The sequence below is a fragment of the Acidovorax sp. JG5 genome (assembly GCF_017939685.1).
Taxonomy (GTDB): Bacteria; Pseudomonadota; Gammaproteobacteria; order Burkholderiales; family Burkholderiaceae_C; genus Acidovorax.
In genome coordinates, this window is the sequence record NZ_JAGKSE010000004.1 from 254,017 (window position 1) to 271,685 (window position 17,669).

The 17,669-nt window shown below is 65.7% G+C and carries 15 protein-coding genes; 4 read left to right on the forward strand and 11 right to left on the reverse strand.

Annotated elements, in window-relative coordinates; all coding sequences use genetic code 11:
- Positions 1-15: 15 nt before the first annotated feature.
- The 5 genes from J8G26_RS07035 to yghU form a co-directional block, all read right to left on the reverse strand.
- On the reverse strand, positions 16-903 hold the full coding sequence (locus tag J8G26_RS07035; RefSeq protein WP_210568391.1) for a ZIP family metal transporter: 888 nt from the start codon (positions 901-903) through the stop codon (positions 16-18).
- Positions 904-1,028: 125 nt separating this feature from the next.
- Positions 1,029-1,925 (reverse strand): dienelactone hydrolase family protein, encoded by an 897-nt coding sequence (locus tag J8G26_RS07040; RefSeq protein WP_210568392.1) that lies wholly within the window; start codon positions 1,923-1,925, stop codon positions 1,029-1,031.
- 179 nt (positions 1,926-2,104) lie between these two features.
- Positions 2,105-2,605, reverse strand: a complete 501-nt coding sequence (locus tag J8G26_RS07045; protein WP_210568393.1) for an NAD(P)H-dependent oxidoreductase — start codon at positions 2,603-2,605, stop codon at positions 2,105-2,107.
- Positions 2,606-2,612: 7 nt separating this feature from the next.
- Positions 2,613-3,245, reverse strand: coding sequence for a glutathione S-transferase (locus J8G26_RS07050; RefSeq protein ID WP_210568394.1), 633 nt, complete (start codon positions 3,243-3,245; stop codon positions 2,613-2,615).
- Between the two features lie 27 nt (positions 3,246-3,272).
- Entirely contained in the window at positions 3,273-4,148 is an 876-nt protein-coding gene (gene yghU / locus J8G26_RS07055; protein WP_210568395.1) for a glutathione-dependent disulfide-bond oxidoreductase, read from the reverse strand.
- Between the two features lie 114 nt (positions 4,149-4,262).
- Between yghU and J8G26_RS07060 the strand changes: the two genes are divergently transcribed.
- Positions 4,263-4,712 (forward strand): HNH endonuclease, encoded by a 450-nt coding sequence (locus J8G26_RS07060; RefSeq protein WP_232476489.1) that lies wholly within the window; start codon positions 4,263-4,265, stop codon positions 4,710-4,712.
- Positions 4,713-4,830: 118 nt separating this feature from the next.
- Here J8G26_RS07060 and J8G26_RS07065 read toward each other — a convergent pair whose 3' ends face one another.
- The 3 genes from J8G26_RS07065 to polA all read right to left on the reverse strand — a co-directional run bounded on the left by J8G26_RS07065 (position 4,831) and on the right by polA (position 8,984).
- A complete protein-coding gene (locus J8G26_RS07065; protein ID WP_210568396.1) occupies positions 4,831-5,136 on the reverse strand; it encodes an AzlD domain-containing protein in 306 nt (101 codons plus the stop codon).
- The gene (locus J8G26_RS07070) at positions 5,133-5,876 is read right to left on the reverse strand and encodes an AzlC family ABC transporter permease (RefSeq protein WP_210568397.1); all 744 of its coding nucleotides are present in this window, start codon (positions 5,874-5,876) and stop codon (positions 5,133-5,135) included. Before J8G26_RS07070 ends, J8G26_RS07065 begins: the two co-directional genes overlap by 4 nt.
- A gap of 312 nt (positions 5,877-6,188) precedes the next feature.
- Positions 6,189-8,984: a DNA polymerase I gene (polA, locus tag J8G26_RS07075; protein WP_210568398.1), complete on the reverse strand. Its 2,796-nt coding sequence runs from the start codon at positions 8,982-8,984 to the stop codon at positions 6,189-6,191.
- A gap of 62 nt (positions 8,985-9,046) precedes the next feature.
- Between polA and J8G26_RS07080 the strand changes: the two genes are divergently transcribed.
- From J8G26_RS07080 to J8G26_RS07090, 3 genes are all read left to right on the forward strand, one after another.
- Positions 9,047-9,406: a hypothetical protein gene (locus tag J8G26_RS07080; RefSeq protein WP_210568399.1), complete on the forward strand. Its 360-nt coding sequence runs from the start codon at positions 9,047-9,049 to the stop codon at positions 9,404-9,406.
- Between the two features lie 54 nt (positions 9,407-9,460).
- On the forward strand, positions 9,461-10,411 hold the full coding sequence (locus tag J8G26_RS07085; protein WP_210568400.1) for a homoserine kinase: 951 nt from the start codon (positions 9,461-9,463) through the stop codon (positions 10,409-10,411).
- Positions 10,412-10,510: 99 nt separating this feature from the next.
- Entirely contained in the window at positions 10,511-11,353 is an 843-nt protein-coding gene (locus tag J8G26_RS07090; protein WP_210568401.1) for a BPSS1780 family membrane protein, read from the forward strand.
- A 323-nt stretch (positions 11,354-11,676) separates the two neighbouring features.
- Here J8G26_RS07090 and J8G26_RS07095 read toward each other — a convergent pair whose 3' ends face one another.
- From J8G26_RS07095 to J8G26_RS07105, 3 genes are all read right to left on the reverse strand, one after another.
- Positions 11,677-13,878, reverse strand: a complete 2,202-nt coding sequence (locus J8G26_RS07095; RefSeq protein ID WP_210568402.1) for a PhoX family phosphatase — start codon at positions 13,876-13,878, stop codon at positions 11,677-11,679.
- A 141-nt stretch (positions 13,879-14,019) separates the two neighbouring features.
- The gene (locus J8G26_RS07100; protein WP_210568403.1) at positions 14,020-15,159 is read right to left on the reverse strand and encodes an FUSC family protein; all 1,140 of its coding nucleotides are present in this window, start codon (positions 15,157-15,159) and stop codon (positions 14,020-14,022) included.
- Between the two features lie 30 nt (positions 15,160-15,189).
- Positions 15,190-17,664 carry a UvrD-helicase domain-containing protein gene (locus J8G26_RS07105; protein WP_210568404.1) on the reverse strand — a complete coding sequence of 825 codons (2,475 nt, stop codon included), beginning with the start codon at positions 17,662-17,664 and terminating at the stop codon, positions 15,190-15,192.
- Between the last annotated feature and the right edge of the window lie 5 nt (positions 17,665-17,669).

Below are 17,669 nucleotides of genomic sequence, written 5' to 3' on the forward strand. Positions count from 1 at the left end.
AACGCGTTCACGATCTCAGTGCAAATGCGCCGCGCCGCTCACCAGCATCACGAGGCCCATACCCACCAGCAGCCAGACAATCTGGGCCAGTGTTTCGCGTGCCGACAGGCGTTTTTGCAGCTGCGGAATCAAATCGGCCAGGGCCACATAGACAAAGCTGCTGGACGCCACGACCAGAAAATACGGCAGCCAGTCGTGCAACTGTCCGACCAGGAAATACCCCACCAGCCCGCCCAGTGCCGTCACAGCTCCGGCCAGCGAGACCTTGACCAGCGCCATGCGCCGGTTCGGGCTCGCCTGGCGCAGCACCACCAGGTCGCCCATGTGGTGGGGCACCTCGTGGGCCAGCACGGAAACCGCGGCAATCACGCCCAACCGCATATCCGCCACGAAGGCCGAGGCAATCAGGATGCCGTCGCCAAAGCAATGCACGCTGTCGCCGGTGAGCACCGCCCAGCCCCCTGCCGTCTTGGGACCATGGTGGTGGGCGTGGGCGTGGCGGTGCTCGTGTTCGTGCCCATCTGCATGTGCGTGCGCACGCCCGTGCAGCACCTCCTGTGCATGGTCATGCCCCGTCTCGCCATGCCCGGTTGCGGGCGGCGCCTCATGGCTGTGCTCGTGGCCGTGGTGCCACAGCTCGGCCTTGTCGAGCAGAAAGAAAAACACCAGGCCCACCAGCAGCGTGGTGAACAGATCGTGGCCGTCCACAGGGCTCTCGAACGCTTCGGGCAGCAAGTGCATGAAGGCCGTGGCCAGCAGGGCACCGGCCGCCAGGCTGAGCAGGCGCTGCGGCCCCACACTGCTGCCGCCGCCTTTGAGCCCCGCGCCCATCAGCAGCGCTGCCAGCCATACGCTGCCGATGCCCGCCGCCAGGGTGGCCAAAATAATTGCTACCAAAGTCATAGCTATATGCGCTTGTTATATATGCCCAGGGGCATGTTTTGACCAAAAATGCGGTGCACGCGTCCCCAAAAAACGAAGCCGCCCCCGCTGCGGCCGGGGCGGCTGGTGCAAAGGGTAAGGCCGTTTCAGACCACGCCGTGGGCCTTGAACCAGGCCAGCGCACGCTTCCAGCCGTCTTCCGCCGCTTCCTTGCGGTAGCTGGCGCGGTAGTCGGCATGAAAAGCGTGCGGCGCGTCGGGGTACACCACGAACTGCGAAGCCTTGGCGGCGGCCGTTCCGCTGGCCAAGGCAGATTTCATCTTATCAATCGTGTCAAGGGGGATGCCGGTGTCTTTTTCGCCATAAAGACCCAGCACGGGGGCCTTGAGGATGGGCGCCAGCTCCACCGGGTGCTTGGGCGTGAGTTCGCTGGCCTGCCCCACCAGGCGGCCATACCAGGCCACGCCGGCCTTCACCGAGCCGTGCGCGGCATAAAGCCAGGTGATGCGCCCGCCCCAGCAAAAGCCCGTAATGCCCACCCGGGCCAGGTCGCCGCCGTTGGCCCCGGCCCATTGCACGGCGCCATCGAGGTCGGCCATCACCTGCGCATCGGGCACCTTGGCCACCACCTCGGCCATGAGCTTGCCCACTTCGGTGTAGGCGGCCGGGTCGCCCTGGCGCGCATAAAGCTGCGGCGCAATGGCCAGATAGCCGGCCTTGGCAAAGCGCCGGCAGGTGTCTGCGATGTATTCGTGCACGCCAAAGATTTCCTGGATTACCAGCACCACCGGCAGGCCCGTCTTGCCCGCGGGCGCGGCGCGGTAGGCAGGCACCTGGAAGCCGCCCACCGTAAAGCTAACCTCGCCCGCATCCAGCCCATCGGCCGGGGTGGCAATGGCCGTTTGCGCCATCAGCGGCGCCGCCGCTGCCGCATAGCCAAGGCCGATGGCCGCCTGCAAAGCGGTGCGGCGGGTGGTTCCCGCCTCGGTAGCGCGACCGGGGAGCAAGGCGTTGACATCGGAACGGGCATCTTCATTGAGCATGGCGCATCTCCTGTGGTAACGAGGGTTCAAGTCAATCGAGGCTGCAGTTTAGGGCGTGTCCTCCGCCCTTCCCTCCCTGCACGGGCATAGCCCAGCGCCACCGGTGTGCAAGCATGGTCGACAAAAAGGCCTCTAGCGCTTACTGGATAAGCGCTATCAGCTATCAATAAAATAGCAATCTAAAACACCCCCAGCACCAGCCCCGCCGCCAGCGCCTCGCCCAGCGCCCTGCAGCGCGCAAGGTCTGCATCGCCAATGTGCTTGGGCGCCAAAATGGCCTCGGGCGTCTGGGCGTGGGTGCACACGATCAGCGGCTCGGCCACCGCCTTGAGGCGCCAGCCGGTGGCAATGCGCGCGATCTGCCGCGCCGCGTTGCTGCCATCGCTGCCCGCGCAAACCAGGCTGGCGTAGGGGCGGCCGTTGACCTGATCGAGCACCCCGTAGTAGCTGCGATCAAAAAAGTCCTTGAGCTGCCCGCTCATCGCCGCCAGATTCTCAGGCGTGGCAAACACATAGCCATCCGCCGCCAGCACGTCCTGCGGCCCAGCCTGTGCGGCGTGCAGCAGGCGCACCACACAACCCGTTTCGGCTGCGGCACCCATGCGCGCGGCCTCGGCCATCTGCCGCGTGCCACCCGTGAGCGAGTGGTAAACGATCAGCAAGGTTTTGGCCGCGCTCATGCAGAGATTACAAAGACATTGACGGCCGGGCCGCCATGGCCGCGCGCCAGCGCAGCAAATGCGGGTGCTGCTCGCCCGGCTTTTGCTTGACCACGCGCGCAAAGTCCACCGCCACCACGGCCGTGATGTCGGCCACGCTGAAGCGATCGGCGGCAATGAAGTCGCGGCCCGCCAGGCGCTCGTTCAGCAGCGCAAAAAACTGCCCGATGCGTGCCAGCCCGCGCTCGGCCAGCGCGGGGATTTGCGGGTAGTCCACCGCGCCCGGCAGCGCCCGGTTGGCCATGGCGGGCGCGCTGTTGCGCAGCGCCTCGGCAATCGCCAGCAGGCCTTCAAACTCCACGCGCCAGTTCCAGCTGGCGATCTCGGCCTTTTGTTCGGGCGTCTCGCCCAGCAGCGCAGGTTGCGGATAACGCGCTTCGAGATAAGCAATGATCGCCGCGTTGTCGGTCAACAACAAACCTTCTTCGGTGCGCAGCGCAGGCACCGTGCACTGCGGGTTGATACGCCGATAGGCCTCGCCCAGCTGCTCGCCGCTGCGCAGGTCCACCGGCACGGTGTCGTGGGCGATGCCCTTTTCGGCCAGCAGGATGCGGGCGCGGCGCGGGCTGGGCGCCGTGGCGCAATCGTACAAAGTGATCATTGCAAAGTCCTTGGTGGCGAGGAAGGGTCAAGAGCCTGGGCTCAGCTTGTCTTGCGTCTTGGTATCGAAGTCGCTCGCTTCGTGCCGCTCGTGCAGCTGGCTGGCGGGCTCGCCCCAGGTGCGGTTGACCTTGCGACCGCGCTGCACGGCCGGGCGCTGCGCGATCTGGTCGGCCCAGCGCACCACATGGGTGTATTCATGCACCTGCAAAAACTCACCCGCCTCGTACAGCTGGCCCTTGGCCAGCGCGCCATACCACGGCCAGGCCGCCATGTCGGCCACGGTGTATTCGCTGCCCGCCAGATACTCGTGCGCGGCCAGGCGCTGGTTGAGCACATCCATCTGGCGCTTGGACTCCATCGCATACCGGTTGATCGGGTATTCGTACTTCTCGGGCGCATAGGCGTAGAAGTGCCCGAACCCGCCGCCCAGAAACGGCGCGCTGCCCATCTGCCAGAACAGCCACGACAGGCACTCGGCCCGCCGGGCGGGATCGGTGGGGACAAAAGCACCAAACTTCTCGGCCAGGTACAGCAGGATGGCGCCGGACTCGAACACACGCACCGGCTCGGCACCGCTGCGGTCCATCAGCGCCGGAATCTTGGAATTGGGGTTGACGGCAACGAAACCGCTGCTGAACTGCGCACCCTCGTTGATGGGAATCAGCCAGGCGTCGTACTCGGCGCCGCTGTGGCCCAGGGCCAGCAGCTCTTCCAGCATGACCGTGACCTTGACGCCGTTGGGCGTGGCCAGCGAATACAGCTGCAGCGGGTGGCGGCCGACGGGCAGCTCCTTGTCGTGCGTGGCGCCCGCGATGGGGCGGTTGATGCTGGCGAACTTGCCGCCGCTCTCCTTGTTCCATTGCCAGATGGCGGGCGGGGTGTAGGGGGATGAATCGGTCATGTGGGGGCTCCTTCAGGCAAATCGGTTGGCCACGGGCTGTGTGGCAGGGTGCTGAACGAGTGTACTGACGCGGGCCGGAATTTGCTTTGCCCGCAATCTCAAAGCAACTTCAGCTTGGGCTTCAATCGCGTCAACGACGACGGGATAGTTGTTCAAGCCCTTTCAACGCTTGAGGCCGAAGACAATCCTCTTTCCCCTCCCGTACTTCCCGATATTGATCTTCCCGCTGCCGGGACTGAAGGTGCTGCGCACCTTGTATCTCATCTACGCCGCGAACGAAATCAGGCAATTGTCGAAGCAAAGAAGGCTGCAATCCTCAACGCCAAAGGGCGCTTGTGCTGCGAAGTATGCGGCTTCGATTTCTTCGCTCACTACGGCGTCCTCGGAGCTGGCTTCTGTGAGGTTCATCATTTGGTGCCGCTGTCGGCAGCAACGGAGTCGGTCACCGCCACGCTTGATGCTTTGGCCATCTTGTGCTCGAACTGCCACCGAATCATCCACCGTTCAACACCCATGCTTTCAGTTGTGGAGTTATCTCAACTGGTTATCCGTGGCCGCCCCTAACCTTTCGTTGCAGGACACGCTCCGCCTATCGGCGGCTCGCCCGTGAACTCAAACATTAATCGTCTGCATTCACTGGCCGCCACCGACTGCTCTTGGCCGACAGCAGCCCAGTAACCAGTCACCCCCACCACCGCACCAGCCCCGCTGCTGCCGCCCCCAGCAGCACCACCAGCAAGAACGGCAGCCGCAGCCACAAGGCCAGCGCCGCCACGGCCAACGCGGCAAGGCGCGCATCGATGACCAGGGCGGTGCCTGCGGCAAAGGTGTTCATCACCGTCAGCGCCGACAGCAGCGCCACGGTGATGGCGCCGGCCACGCGGGCCATGCGGGGGTTTTGCAGCCAGCGGGCGGGCACGGCGTAGCCCGCGAGTTTGGTGAGGTAGGTGGCGGCGCAGGCCAGCAGGATGGCGGACCAGAGCGTCATGGGGCCTCCGTTGTGGTGGCTGCGGACGGCGCCTGCGGGGGCGCATCGGCGCCGGTGCTCCGGCTCCACCAGCCCCAGGTGGCGCCGACCACGGCGGCCAGCAAAATGGGCAAGCCGGGCGGCAGCAGCGGCACGGCCAGGGCAGTGACCACGCCGCAGACCACGGCCAGCGCCACGGGTTCGCGCTGTTTCAGGCGCGGCCACAGCAGGGCCAGGAAGGCCGCCACGGCGGCGCCGTCCAGGCCCCAGCGGCGCGGGTCGCCCAGGGCATCACCCAGCACGGCGCCGAGCAAGGTGAACAGGTTCCAGAGCACGAACACGCCGACGCCCGCCGTCCAGAAGCCGCGCCGCTGCTCATCCGGCGCCTGCTGGCCTGCGGCGGTGGCGGCGGATTCGTCGATAGTGAGCTGCGCGGCCACGGCCTTGCGCCAGCCGGTGGGGGCGATCATGCCGTTCAGCTGCATGCCGTACACCGCGTTGCGCACGCCCAGAAGCGCCGCCGCACCCAACGCAGCCGAGCCCGCGCCGCCGCCCGCGATGACGCCGATGAAGGCGAACTGCGAGCCGCCCGTGAACATGAGCAGGCTCAGCGCCATGGCCTGCCACACGGTGAGGCCGGCGGCCACGGCCAGGGCGCCAAAGGAGATGCCGTAGAGGCCGGTGGCGACGGAAATCGACAGGCCCATGCGGATGGCGGGGGTCCAAGTGGACGGGTGCAAAGTGGGTGGAGATGGGTTCATTCGCTTCTGATTTGATAGCTGGTAGCGCTTGTTGCGTATGCGCTAGAGGCTAAAAACACTTAAAACTTTACCGGATGTCGCCATGGTGGCCGACCCGTGCTCTGACAAGGCTGCGCCCCTGGTTCCGGTTTGGGGGTCAGAGCACGAGTTTCGCTGCGCGAAATCGTGATCTGACCCCCAAGCCTACGCCGTGATCGGACCATCATGCCTGCCGCCGCGCATGCCATGGGCGATTCCCAGGCCAGCGCCGCCGCGCTGGGGGCGTCCCCCTGGGAGGAAGACGCGAAGCGGCTCAGGGGGGCTTCATATCCATCAATGCGCCTTGTCCCAGTTCGGCCCCACGCCCACCTCGGCCAGCAGCGGCACCTTGAGCGCTGCCACCTCGGCCATCAGGCGCGGGATGTGGCTCTTGAGCCAGTCCACGTCGCCCTCGGGCAGCTCAAACACCAGTTCGTCGTGCACCTGCATGATGATTTGGATGGCGGGTTGGTGCGCATCGAGTTCTTTTTGCACGGCCACCATGGCCAACTTGATGAGGTCGGCCGCCGTGCCCTGCATGGGCGCGTTGATGGCGGCGCGCTCGGCACCGGCGCGGCGCGGGCCGTTGGGCGAGTTGATTTCGGGCAGGTACAGGCGGCGGCCAAACACGGTTTCGACATAGCCGCGCGCCTTGGCCTGGGCCTTGGTTTCGTCCATGTATTGCTTGACGCCGGGGTAGCGCTGAAAGTAGCGGTCGATGTAGGCGGCGGCGGCCTTGGTCTCGATGCCCAGGTTCTTGGCCAGGCCGAAACTGCTCATGCCGTAGATCAGGCCAAAGTTGATGACCTTGGCGTAGCGGCGCTGCTCGCTGGTCACCTGGTCCACGGCCACGCCAAACACCTCGGCGGCGGTGGCGCGGTGCACGTCCAGGCCGGCGTGGAAGGCGTGCAGCAACGCATGGTCGCCACTCAAATGGGCCATGATGCGCAGCTCGATCTGGCTGTAGTCGGCGCTGGCGATCACGCAGCCGGCGGGCGCCACGAAGGCCTCGCGAATGCGCCGGCCCTCGGCCGTGCGGATGGGGATGTTCTGCAGATTGGGGTCGTTGCTCGACAGCCGCCCCGTCACGGCCACGGCCTGCGCGTAGTGCGTGTGCACGCGCCCGGTGCGCGGCAGCGCCAGCTGCGCCAGCTTGTCGGTGTAGGTGCCCTTGAGCTTGCTTAAGGACCGGTGCTCCAGCAGCTTGGCGGGCAGCGGGTAGTCTTCGGCGAGCTTTTCGAGCACCTCTTCGTCGGTGCTGCGCGCGCCGGTGGCGGTCTTCTTGACCACGGGCATGCCCAGCTTGTCGAAGAAAATTTCGCCCAGCTGCTTGGGGCTGCTCAGGTTGAAGGGCTGGCCGGCAATCGCATACGCATCGGTTTCGAGCTGCACGATGCGCTGGCCCAGCTCGTGGCTTTGCGCGGCCAGCGTGGGCGCGTCGATCAGCACGCCGTTGCGCTCGATGCGGAACAGTGCCTCGCTGCTGGCGATTTCCAGTTCGTAGATGAAACGCAGCTTGTCATCGGCCTGCAGCAGCGGCCACAGCGCGTTGTGCACATCGAGCGTCTGGTCCGAGTCTTCACACGAATAGGCCGCCGCCTTGTCCACCGGCACCTGGGCAAACGGGATCTGGTGCGCGCCCTTGCCGCACAGGTCTTCGTAGCTGATGCCCTTGCGGCCCGTGTGGCGCTCGGCCAGGCTGGTGAGGTTGTGCGGTTTGTGCACTTCGAGCACATAGCTTTGCAGCATGGTGTCGTGCACATAGCCGCGCACCTCGATGCCGTGGTTGGCGAACACATGGCGGTCGTACTTGATGTGCTGACCCAGCTTGGGGCGCTTGGCGTCTTGCAGCCAGGGCGCCAGGCGGGCCAGCACTTCATCGCGCGGCAGCTGCGCGGGGGCATCCGGCCCGGCGTGGGCCAGCGGGATGTAGGCCGCCTCGCCGGGCTGCACGCTGAAACTGATACCGACGATTTCGGCGCGCATCTCATCCAGCGAGGTGGTTTCGGTGTCCAGCGCCACCAGCTCGGCTTTCAGCAGGCGCTGCAGCCAGTGGTCAAAGTCGGTCCAGTTCAGGATGGTGTCGTACACCACCGGGCGGTGCTGCGCGGCCTTGGCCACGGGGCTGGCGGAGTGGTCGGCGAACAAATCGCCGCTCTGGCCCGGCATGGCCACTGCGGGCGCGGGCGCGGCGGCGGGTGACGCTGCATCGCCCAGCGCGCGCGCCAGGCCCTTGAAGCCGTATTTTTGGTAAAAATCGCTTAAAGCCCCCGTATTCTCTGCGCCTATAGCTATTGATTCAATAGCAGGAAAGCCCGGCACATAGCTGTCCAGGTCGCAATCGGTCTTGATGGTGAGCAGCTGGCGGCCCGTGGGCAGCCAGGCCAGCGCCTTGCGCAGGTTCTCGCCGGCCACGCCCTTGATCTTGTCGGCGCTGGCCACCACGGCGTCGAGCGAGCCATATTCCTGCAGCCACTTGGCGGCCGTCTTGGGGCCCACCTTTTCCACGCCGGGCACGTTGTCCACCTGGTCGCCCACCAGGGTCTGAAAATCCACCATCAGGCGCGCGGGCACGCCGAACTCGGCCTGCACGCCAGCCAGGTCGCGGCGCTTGCCGTTCATGGTGTCGATGATGGTGATGTGCTCGTCCACCAGCTGCGCCAAGTCCTTGTCGCCGCTGCTCACGATGACCTCGATGCCCTGGCGCGCCGCCGTCACGGCCAGCGTGCCGATCACGTCGTCGGCCTCGACGCCGGGCACGTCCAGCACCGGCCAGCCCAGCAGGCGCACCACCTCGTGGATGGGCGGGATCTGCGCGCGCAGGTCGTCGGGCATGGGGCTGCGGTGCTGTTTGTATTCAGGATAGATCTCGTCGCGGAAGGTGGGGCCCTTGGCGTCGAACACGCAGGCGGCGTAGTCGGCATGCACCTCTTTGCGCAGCGCCTGCATCATGTTGATCATGCCGCGGATGGCGCCCGTGGCGGGGCTGGCCGGGTCGCCGGGCACAGCGCGCAGGTCGGGCATGGCATGGAAGGCGCGGTACAGGTAGCTGGAGCCATCCACCAGCAGCAGGGTCTTTTTGTCACTCATGCGGCGATTGTGCACACGAAGCCGCTGCTGCTTTGCAAGCACACGCCGCCTACAATGGCGCCATGCGCGCTGTTCACCTCTTTTTGCTGCTGGGCCTGGCTGCCAGCCCCCTGCTGGCCCAGACCACCCCTCAAAATGCCCCGCAAGGCAATACGGACAAGCGCGAGCAGCTCCCAAATGCAGAGCAACTGGACGGCCGCAAAAACCAGCGCGCCGAGCGCATCCGCGTGGAAGACGAGGGCAGCCGCGTTGACGAGCTGCGCGTGGGCGGCCAGACGCAGAGCATCACCGTGCAACCCAAGACGGGCGACCTGCCCGAATACGAAGTGCAGTCGCCCGACGGTGCCCGCAGCCGGGCCGGCAGCCGCAGCGGCGCCGAAACCAACACCGCCCCGCGCGTGTGGAACGTGATCAAGTTCTGACACCGCGCTGGCGGCAGCCCTTTCCTTTTTCCTTACCCGTATTTGCGCTGAGCGATGGCCGTTTTTACCGAAGTCTCGACGAATGAGGCGCGCGAACTGCTGCGCCGTTTGCAACTGGGTGACCTGGTGGCGCTGCGCGGCATTGAGGGCGGCATCGAGAACACCAACTACTTTCTCACCAGCGACCAGGGCGAATTCGTGCTCACGCTGTTCGAGCGCCTCACCGCCGAGCAACTGCCGTTCTACCTGTACCTGATGAAGCACCTGGCCCACGGCGGCATGCCGGTGCCCGACCCCCGGCCCGACGCAAACGGCGACATCCTGCACACCGTGTGCGGCAAGCCCGCCGCTGTGGTCAACAAGCTGCGCGGCAAAAGCCAGCTGGCGCCGCAGCCCGTGCACTGCGCGGCCGTGGGCACCATGCTGGCGCGCATGCACCAGGCGGGGCGCGATTTTGACCGGCGCCAGCCCAACCTGCGCGGTCTGCCCTGGTGGAACGAAACCGTGCCCGTGGTGCTGCCCCACATTGGCCCCGAACAGGCCGCGTTGCTGCGCGCCGAACTGGCCTACCAGAACCATGTGGCCGCATCGTCGGCCTATGCGGCGCTGCCGCGCGGCCCGGTGCATGCCGACCTGTTCCGCGACAACGTGATGTTTGACGGCGACGAACTCACCGGCTGCTTCGACTTTTATTTTGCGGGCGTGGACACCTGGCTGTTCGACCTGGCCGTGTGCCTGAACGACTGGTGCATCGACTTGGCGCAAGGCACCCACGACGCCCCCCGCGCCGCCAGCATGCTGAACGCCTACCAGGCCGAACGCCCACTGACCGCGGCAGAGCGCGAACTGCTGCCCGCCATGCTGCGGGCCGGCGCCCTGCGGTTCTGGATATCGCGGCTGTGGGATTTTTACCTGCCCCGCGAGGCCTCCATGCTCGTCCCGCACGATCCTGCGCATTTCGAACGCGTTCTGCGCGGCCGCATTGCCCACCCAGTGCACGCCTGAGGTCTTTCACACCGCCGCCCTGGGGCACTGGGTTAAATTCACCCGTGCTGCCGCGCCACCCATGGGCCGGCGCCCTTTTCTGATTGTCAAAGCCACCCCATGAAACTCCACATCGTCCCCGCACGCACCGGCCTGGCCTGGGTCAAGCTTGGCATCCGGGCGTTCTGGCGGCAACCCATGGCACTGGCAGCGCTGTTTTTCATGGCCATGGCGGCCATGTCGCTGGCCACCATGATTCCGCTGGTGGGCCCCGCCGTGGCGCTGGCCCTGCTGCCCTCAGCCACGCTGGCCATGATGGTGGCCGCCGCCGAGGCCGTGCAGGGCCGCTTTCCCACGCCGGCCGTGCTGCTGGTGGCCTTTCGCACCGGGCGCCAGCGCCTGCGCGACATGCTGGTGCTGGGCGCGCTGTATGCGGCGGGTTTTCTCGCGGTGATGGGCCTGTCGGCCCTGATCGACGGGGGCCAGTTCGCGCAGGTGTACCTGGGCGGCGCCCCGCTCACCCGCGAGATGGCCGAAACGCCCGCCTTCCAGGGTGCCATGTGGCTTGCCATGGTGCTCTACCTGCCCCTGTCGTTGCTGTTCTGGCATGCACCCGGCCTGGTGCACTGGCACGGTGTGCCGCCGGTGAAAAGCCTGTTCTTCAGCATCGTGGCCTGCCTGCGCAACTTCGGTGCCTTCACGGTCTATGGGCTGGCCTGGATGGGCGTGTTTCTGCTGGGCGGCCTGGTGATCAGCCTGGTGGCGGGCCTGCTGGCCATGGGAGGACTTACCTCAGTGGTGGGCGGCATCATGGTGGGCGCAGCCATGATGATGGCGGCCATGTTCTTCACGTCGGTGGTTTTCACGTTCCGTGATTGTTTTGAGCGACCTGAGAAGCCCCAGCCGCAGGCATTGGATAGCCACCCGTCCGGTTCCACACCGGGGACAGACGGCAGGGTGTAACGCACGCCCGGTAAGGCAGGCCGCAGGCGGAAGATGCTTGTGCAGACAACCTGCACTGGCTCATCCACAGGGCAAACTGTCCATGGGCGGCTAGAAAAAGGGCCCACAACCGTCGCGTAGTCGGCCACGCATCCGGTCACCCCTCCTTTTGGGCCAGCCCCTGGCCGCACTTCAGCCGCGCCCGCACGACCGCACACGCCCGGCTGCTCCAACCGGACCTTGTAAAGGGCAGCCCCAAAAAACAAAAAGCCCACCGGCCCAGAGTTGCCAGCCATCTGGCAACCCCAGGCCGGCGGGCCGGCGGGGGAAGAAGACGCAACCGGTCAGGTACCGATCTTGCCGCCGTCGTTCTTGGTGATGACGATGGTGGCCGAACGAGGGCGCTTGCCGGCGCCGTAACCGGCGTTGGCTGGCCACTGGCTCTGGTACTTGGTGGCATCACCAATGTTGGCCATGGCGGTGCCTTCGCCCGGGTGCTGAATGTTCACGAAGATGGCCTTGCCATCCGGTGTTTCAGCCAGACCGGTGATTTCGCTGCCCTTGGGGCCGACCAGGAAGCGCTTGAGCGTGTCAGGCGTGGCGGCCTTGCCCACGGGCGTGACGATGTCAAGCTTGCTGCCATCGGCCTTGGTGTAGCTCAGCGTCTTCTTGGCACCGTCGCCCACCTGGCCGGGCACAGCGGCCAACATCATGCAGTTGGAGACATCGGTGTACGCGCCATCGTCGGTCTGAATCCAGCAGATGCCGGTGGCCTTGCTGAACACCAGACCATCGGGGCTGGAGAAGTCTTGGTCTGCGGTCAGTGCCGAGATATTGACCAGGGCCTTGTCGGCACCGGCTTCAGCGCCGAACAGGTACACGTCCCAGCTGAAGCCAGAGACGGAAGAACCTTCCTTCAGGCGCACCAGGTGGCCGTTGGGGTTGCCAGCTTGTGCGCTGGTGCCCTTCATGTCGGTGTAGGCGCGTGGGTTGGCGGCATCCGGCAGGTATTGGCTGCCGGTGGGGTTGACGCTGCGGTTGCTGTTGTTGGTCAGCGTGAAGTAGATCTCGCCATTGGCGGGGTTCACGGCATTCCACTCGGGGCGATCCATCTTGGTGGCGCCCACAGCGTCGGCTGCCAGGCGGGTGTTGATGGCAATGTCGGCAGCGTCGGCAAAGCTGTAGGTGGTGTAGCCCGAAATCGCTGTGTTGGTCAGCGAGAGCTCCACCCAGGTGCCGGTGCCGTCGGCGTTGAACTTGGCAGCGTAGAGCTTGCCGCTGTCCAGGAACTTGTCGCCCACAGCCATGCGGTCGGTGGCGTTGGCGTCGGCAGCGCTCCACAGCGCGGTGGACACAAACTTGTAGATGTATTCGCCGCGCGAATCGTCACCCATATAGATAGAGAGAGGCTTGCCGGCTTCCACCTTGCCGAATGCTGCGCTCTCGTGCGCAAAACGGCCGAGGGCCGTGCGCTTCTTGGCCGTGCGGGTCTTGTCATAGGCGTCGATTTCGACGATGTAACCCATGCCGTTCATCTCGTTGCGGTAGTCGTCGCTGCCATTGGCCGAAGTGCCGGTCTTGCTGTTGTTCCAGCGCTGGAACCTGTCGTCGGTGCCTCCAGTTTCCCAGCCGTGGCGCGAAGTCGCACCCTGGTTGCGGCCATAGCGCTTGAGCGACGTGACGCTCTTGTCGTTGTTGCGCGCTGCATCGTCGGCTGCACCGCGGGTGAAGTAGCCAAACCAGTTTTCTTCGCCGGTCAGGAACGTGCCCCAGGGCGTCTTGCCCGTGCCACAGTTATTCAGCGTGCCGCGGGTCTTGGTGCCATCGGTCGAATACTTGGTGATGAGTTGCGCATGGCCGCGGGCGGGGCCTGCAATCTCGATATCGCTCAGGGCGGTCAGGCGGAAATTCAGCGCCGAGTTGGGCGCATAGCCCCACTTGCCAGCCGTCTTGGCCACTTCGATCACTGCAATGCCGTGGATGGCGGTTTCCTTGTCCACTTCCGAGGCGGGGCGTGGCAGGGTCGAGGTGCCGCCATTGGCGTGCAGAAAGAAAGAAGACAGCTTTTCGTCCGTGGTGGCTTCGTGGTTGATGGCCAGCAGACCGCGATCGGTGGCGCTGTCGTTGCGCTTGCCGTCGGCACCCAGGCCAAACCATTCCATGCCGTCGTGGTGGTCGCCTGCACGCTTGTCGAAGTCACCATCGGTGCCGTCGTTTTTGTAGGCTGCCACGCCTGCGGCGAGGGGGTCGCCCAGTGCAAACAGTACGCTGGCGGTGTAGCCAGCAGGCACGACCACGGTGTCAGCCAGGCTCTTGGGCACGGCTGCGAAGCCCAGAAGGGCAGGCTCGTCGTCGCTACCGCCACAGGCGGTCACGCCAAAGCCGCCCAGCACGGCAGTGCCCACCGTGCCAACGCTGCCCCGCAGCAGGCCGCGGCGCGACAGGCGGGCGCCCAGCACAGCGTCAAACGTCGGGTTGGCGGAGGTGTTGGAATTCTCGTTGTTGAAATCAATCGCCTGCTCGGGCGCATCCACCCGGTGTGTCATCGGGGTTCCTTGGGTTGTGGGTTGCGAAACCACTGGAGCCTAAGAACCCTTTGCGACACCGCCATGACGGTTTCGGGGCACTTTGATGGCACCCCCCAACTCCGATGAAACGATCGCGCGAAAATCGGCACCCCTCCCCACTCAGCGCCCAGCCGCGCCCCTGCTACGGTGCTCATGCAGATACACGCGGTCATCCACGCTGGAAAAAACCACCGCAAACACAATGCCCAGCACCGCGCCCAGCATGGTGTCCAGCACGCGCTCGACCGGCATGCTCGCGGCCACTGCGGGCGATGCCAGATAGGTCATGAGCAGCGCCATGGGCGTCACGGTGATCTGGCCGAGCGCGTAGTTGTAGCCAATGATGACCTCGGTCAGAAACTGGAACAGCACAATCGCAGCCACCACCACCCAGAACGATGGCTGCTGCGCCAGCATGGCCCAGACGATGAAGGAGCCCACGACGGTCCCTGCCATGCGCTGCAGCGCGCGGTTCATGGTGATGTGCAGGTGCCCGCCCTGCATGACCGACACCGCACCAATCGCCGCCCATGCCGGGTGGTGCCAGCCGAGCATGAAGGCAATCCAGGCCGCCAGCGCGGCACAGGCGGTGATGCGCCCCGCCGCAATCCACTGGCGCGACCAGGGGGCCACATGCGGGGGCGGCAAGCGCAGGGTTTTGAGTTCAGGGGCTCGCCAGCGGTCCGTCACCAGGCAAGTCAACACCGCCACCACGCCACCGGCGAGTGTGGCCAGCACACGGGCCAGCACCTCCTCGCCACTGCCCACGGGGTTGTATGCAGCGCCCGCTGCAAACACAATGATCACCGCCCCGGGCCCGCCCAGGCTCCACCACGACACCGCCACGGTGGATGCGCCGGCCACCAGGGCCAGCGCCAGCACCATCATCCACGGCAGCGCGCCCGCCCACGATGCCAGCGACGGCACCAGCACCCCCAGCGCCAGCAGCAACGCGCAGATCACGACGATGCGCATGCGCCGCTCCACCGTGGCAAAGCGCCCGAACAAGGCCGCCAGCGCGCCGAGCGACGCGTATCCCACCAGCTGAGGCCAGGGCGAGAAATGCGTGGCCACAATCGCCAGCAGCACGGCCAGCGCGGCCTGCCCCCCCGCTATGGCGAAGATGCGCAGCGAGGGCGGTGCGCCGATGGCCACGCTCTCTGCCCACTGCGCAGGGCTGACGAGATGGCGCGCCGACGCGCCGCGCGAGGCACGGCGAAGGCGCGGTTTTTTGGGGGATGAATTGTTGTTATCAGGCATAGATGGCCTCATTCTGCGCGACTGGCGCGTTCACTCCACCACCGTCAGTTTGGCCACGCTCAGCGCCAGCCACTTGGTGCCGTGGCGCGGAAAGTTGACCTGCGCGCGCGCATCGTCGCCGGTGCCTTCGATGGCCAGCACCTTGCCTTCGCCGAACTTGGTGTGGAACACGTTGATCCCGGCGCGCAAACCGTGCGAGGGCGCAGCCTTCTGCACCGGCACGGGTGGGCTGGCAAAGGTCTCAGATTTGAAGCCAAATTGACCTCTGGCGCTTGCCCCGTATGCGCCACCAGCTCCTGATTTAGTAGCAAAACTCGGCGCATACGAGCCAAAGCCCTGCTGCTTGGGCGTAATCCACTTGAGGGCCTGTTCGGGCAGCTCGTCAAAAAACCGGCTCTTGACGTTGTAGCGCGTCTGGCCGTGCAGCATGCGCGTTTGCGAGTGGCTCAGGTACAGGCGTTTGCGGGCGCGGGTGATGGCCACGTACATCAGGCGGCGTTCTTCCTCCAGGCCATCGCGGTCGCTGGCAGCGTTTTCGTGCGGGAACAGCCCCTCTTCCAGGCCGCCGATGAACACGCCGTCAAACTCCAGGCCCTTGCTGGCGTGCACGGTCATCAGCTGCACGGCGTCTTGCCCGGCCTGGGCCTGGTTGTCGCCCGCCTCCAATGCAGCGTGGGTCAGGAAGGCGGCCAGGGGCGAGAGGGTTTCTCCGGTGTCGATGTCCACGATGCCGGGCACGGCGGGCTTCAAAGGTTCATCGAGCACCGGCGCGTTAGGATCAATCCCTTGGCTCACCGCGCTCTGCGTGAGCGGCGTGCCATGCTCATCCAGTGGCAGCGCCACCGCGTCGCGGCCAAAGCCTTCTTGCGTGACAAAGCTCTCGGCGGCGTTGACCAGCTCCTGCAAGTTCTCGATGCGGTCGGCGCCTTCCTTCTCGGAGCGAAAGTGCTCCACCAGCCCCGTGGATTCGAGCATCTGCTCGATGATGCCCCGCAAGTTCAGGCCCTGGGTCTGCTCGCGCAGCACGTCCACCATGGCCACAAACGCACCCAGATTGGCACCCGCCTTGCCGGGCACGGCGCTCACCGCGTCGTGCAGCGAGCAACCGGCAGCGCGGGCCGCGTCCTGCAGCACCTCGATGCTGCGCGCGCCAATGCCGCGCGGCGGAAAGTTGACGACGCGGGTGAAGCTGGTGTCGTCGTGCGGGTTCTCCAAGAGACGCAAATACGCCAGCGCGTGCTTGATTTCTGCGCGCTCAAAAAACCGCAGGCCGCCGTACACGCGGTAGGGCACGCTGGCATTGAACAGCGCCGATTCGATGACCCGGCTTTGCGCGTTGCTGCGGTAGAGCACGGCGATCTCTTTGCGCTCAAAGCCATCGTTGCGCACCAGCTGCTTGATTTCATCGACCATCCACTGCGCCTCGGCCAGATCAGAGCTGGCCTCGTACACGCGCACGGGCTCGCCCGCGCCCTGCGTGGTGCGCAGGTTTTTGCCCAGGCGGCGGCTGTTGTGGCTGATGAGGGCGTTGGCCGAATCAAGAATGTTGCTGTAGCTGCGGTAGTTTTGCTCCAGCTTGATTTGGCGCTGCACGTCAAACTCGCGCACAAAGTCGGTCATGTTGCCCACGCGCGCGCCGCGGAAGGCGTAGATGCTCTGGTCGTCGTCGCCCACGGCAATCACGCTGCAATCTCCAGAACGGGCCTCAAAGCGCCCGCCCACCTCGTTGCCCGCCAGTTGCTTGAGCCAGGCGTACTGCAGCTTGTTGGTGTCCTGGAACTCATCGACCAGGATGTGCTGGAACCGGCGCTGGTAGTGCTCGCGGATCGGGTCGTTGTCGCGCAGCAGCTCGTAGCTGCGCAGCATCAGCTCGCCGAAGTCCACCACGCCTTCGCGCTGGCATTGTTCCTCGTACAGCTGGTAGATCTCGACCTTCTTGCGGGCGTCGCTGTCGTGGGCCTCGACGTTGGCGGGGCGCAGGCCTTCTTCCTTGCAGTTGGCGATGAAGTACGCCAGCTGCTTGGGCGGAAAACGCTCATCGTCCACGTTGTGCTGCTTGCACAGGCGCTTGATGGCCGAAAGCTGGTCTTGCGTATCCAAAATTTGAAACGACTGCGCCAGGCCTGCGGCCTTGTGGTGCGCGCGCAAAAGCCGGTTGCACAGGCCGTGGAAGGTGCCAATCCACATGCCGCGCACGTTCACCGGCAGCATGGCCGACAGGCGCGCCACCATTTCCTTGGCGGCCTTGTTGGTGAATGTGACAGCCAGGATGCCGCCGGGCGTGGCGTAGCCGTTTTGCAGCAGCCAGGCGATGCGGGTGGTGAGCACGCGCGTCTTGCCCGAGCCAGCGCCCGCCAGGATGAGTGCATGGCCTGCGGGCAGCGTGACGGCGGCCAGTTGCTCGTCGTTGAGGTTGGCCAGGAGGGGCGATGCAGCCGAGGGCGCACCGGCGTGTGGGGGCACCAGGGCTTGTGGTGCGCCCGATAACGGGTCTTGTGGGAACATGCAGC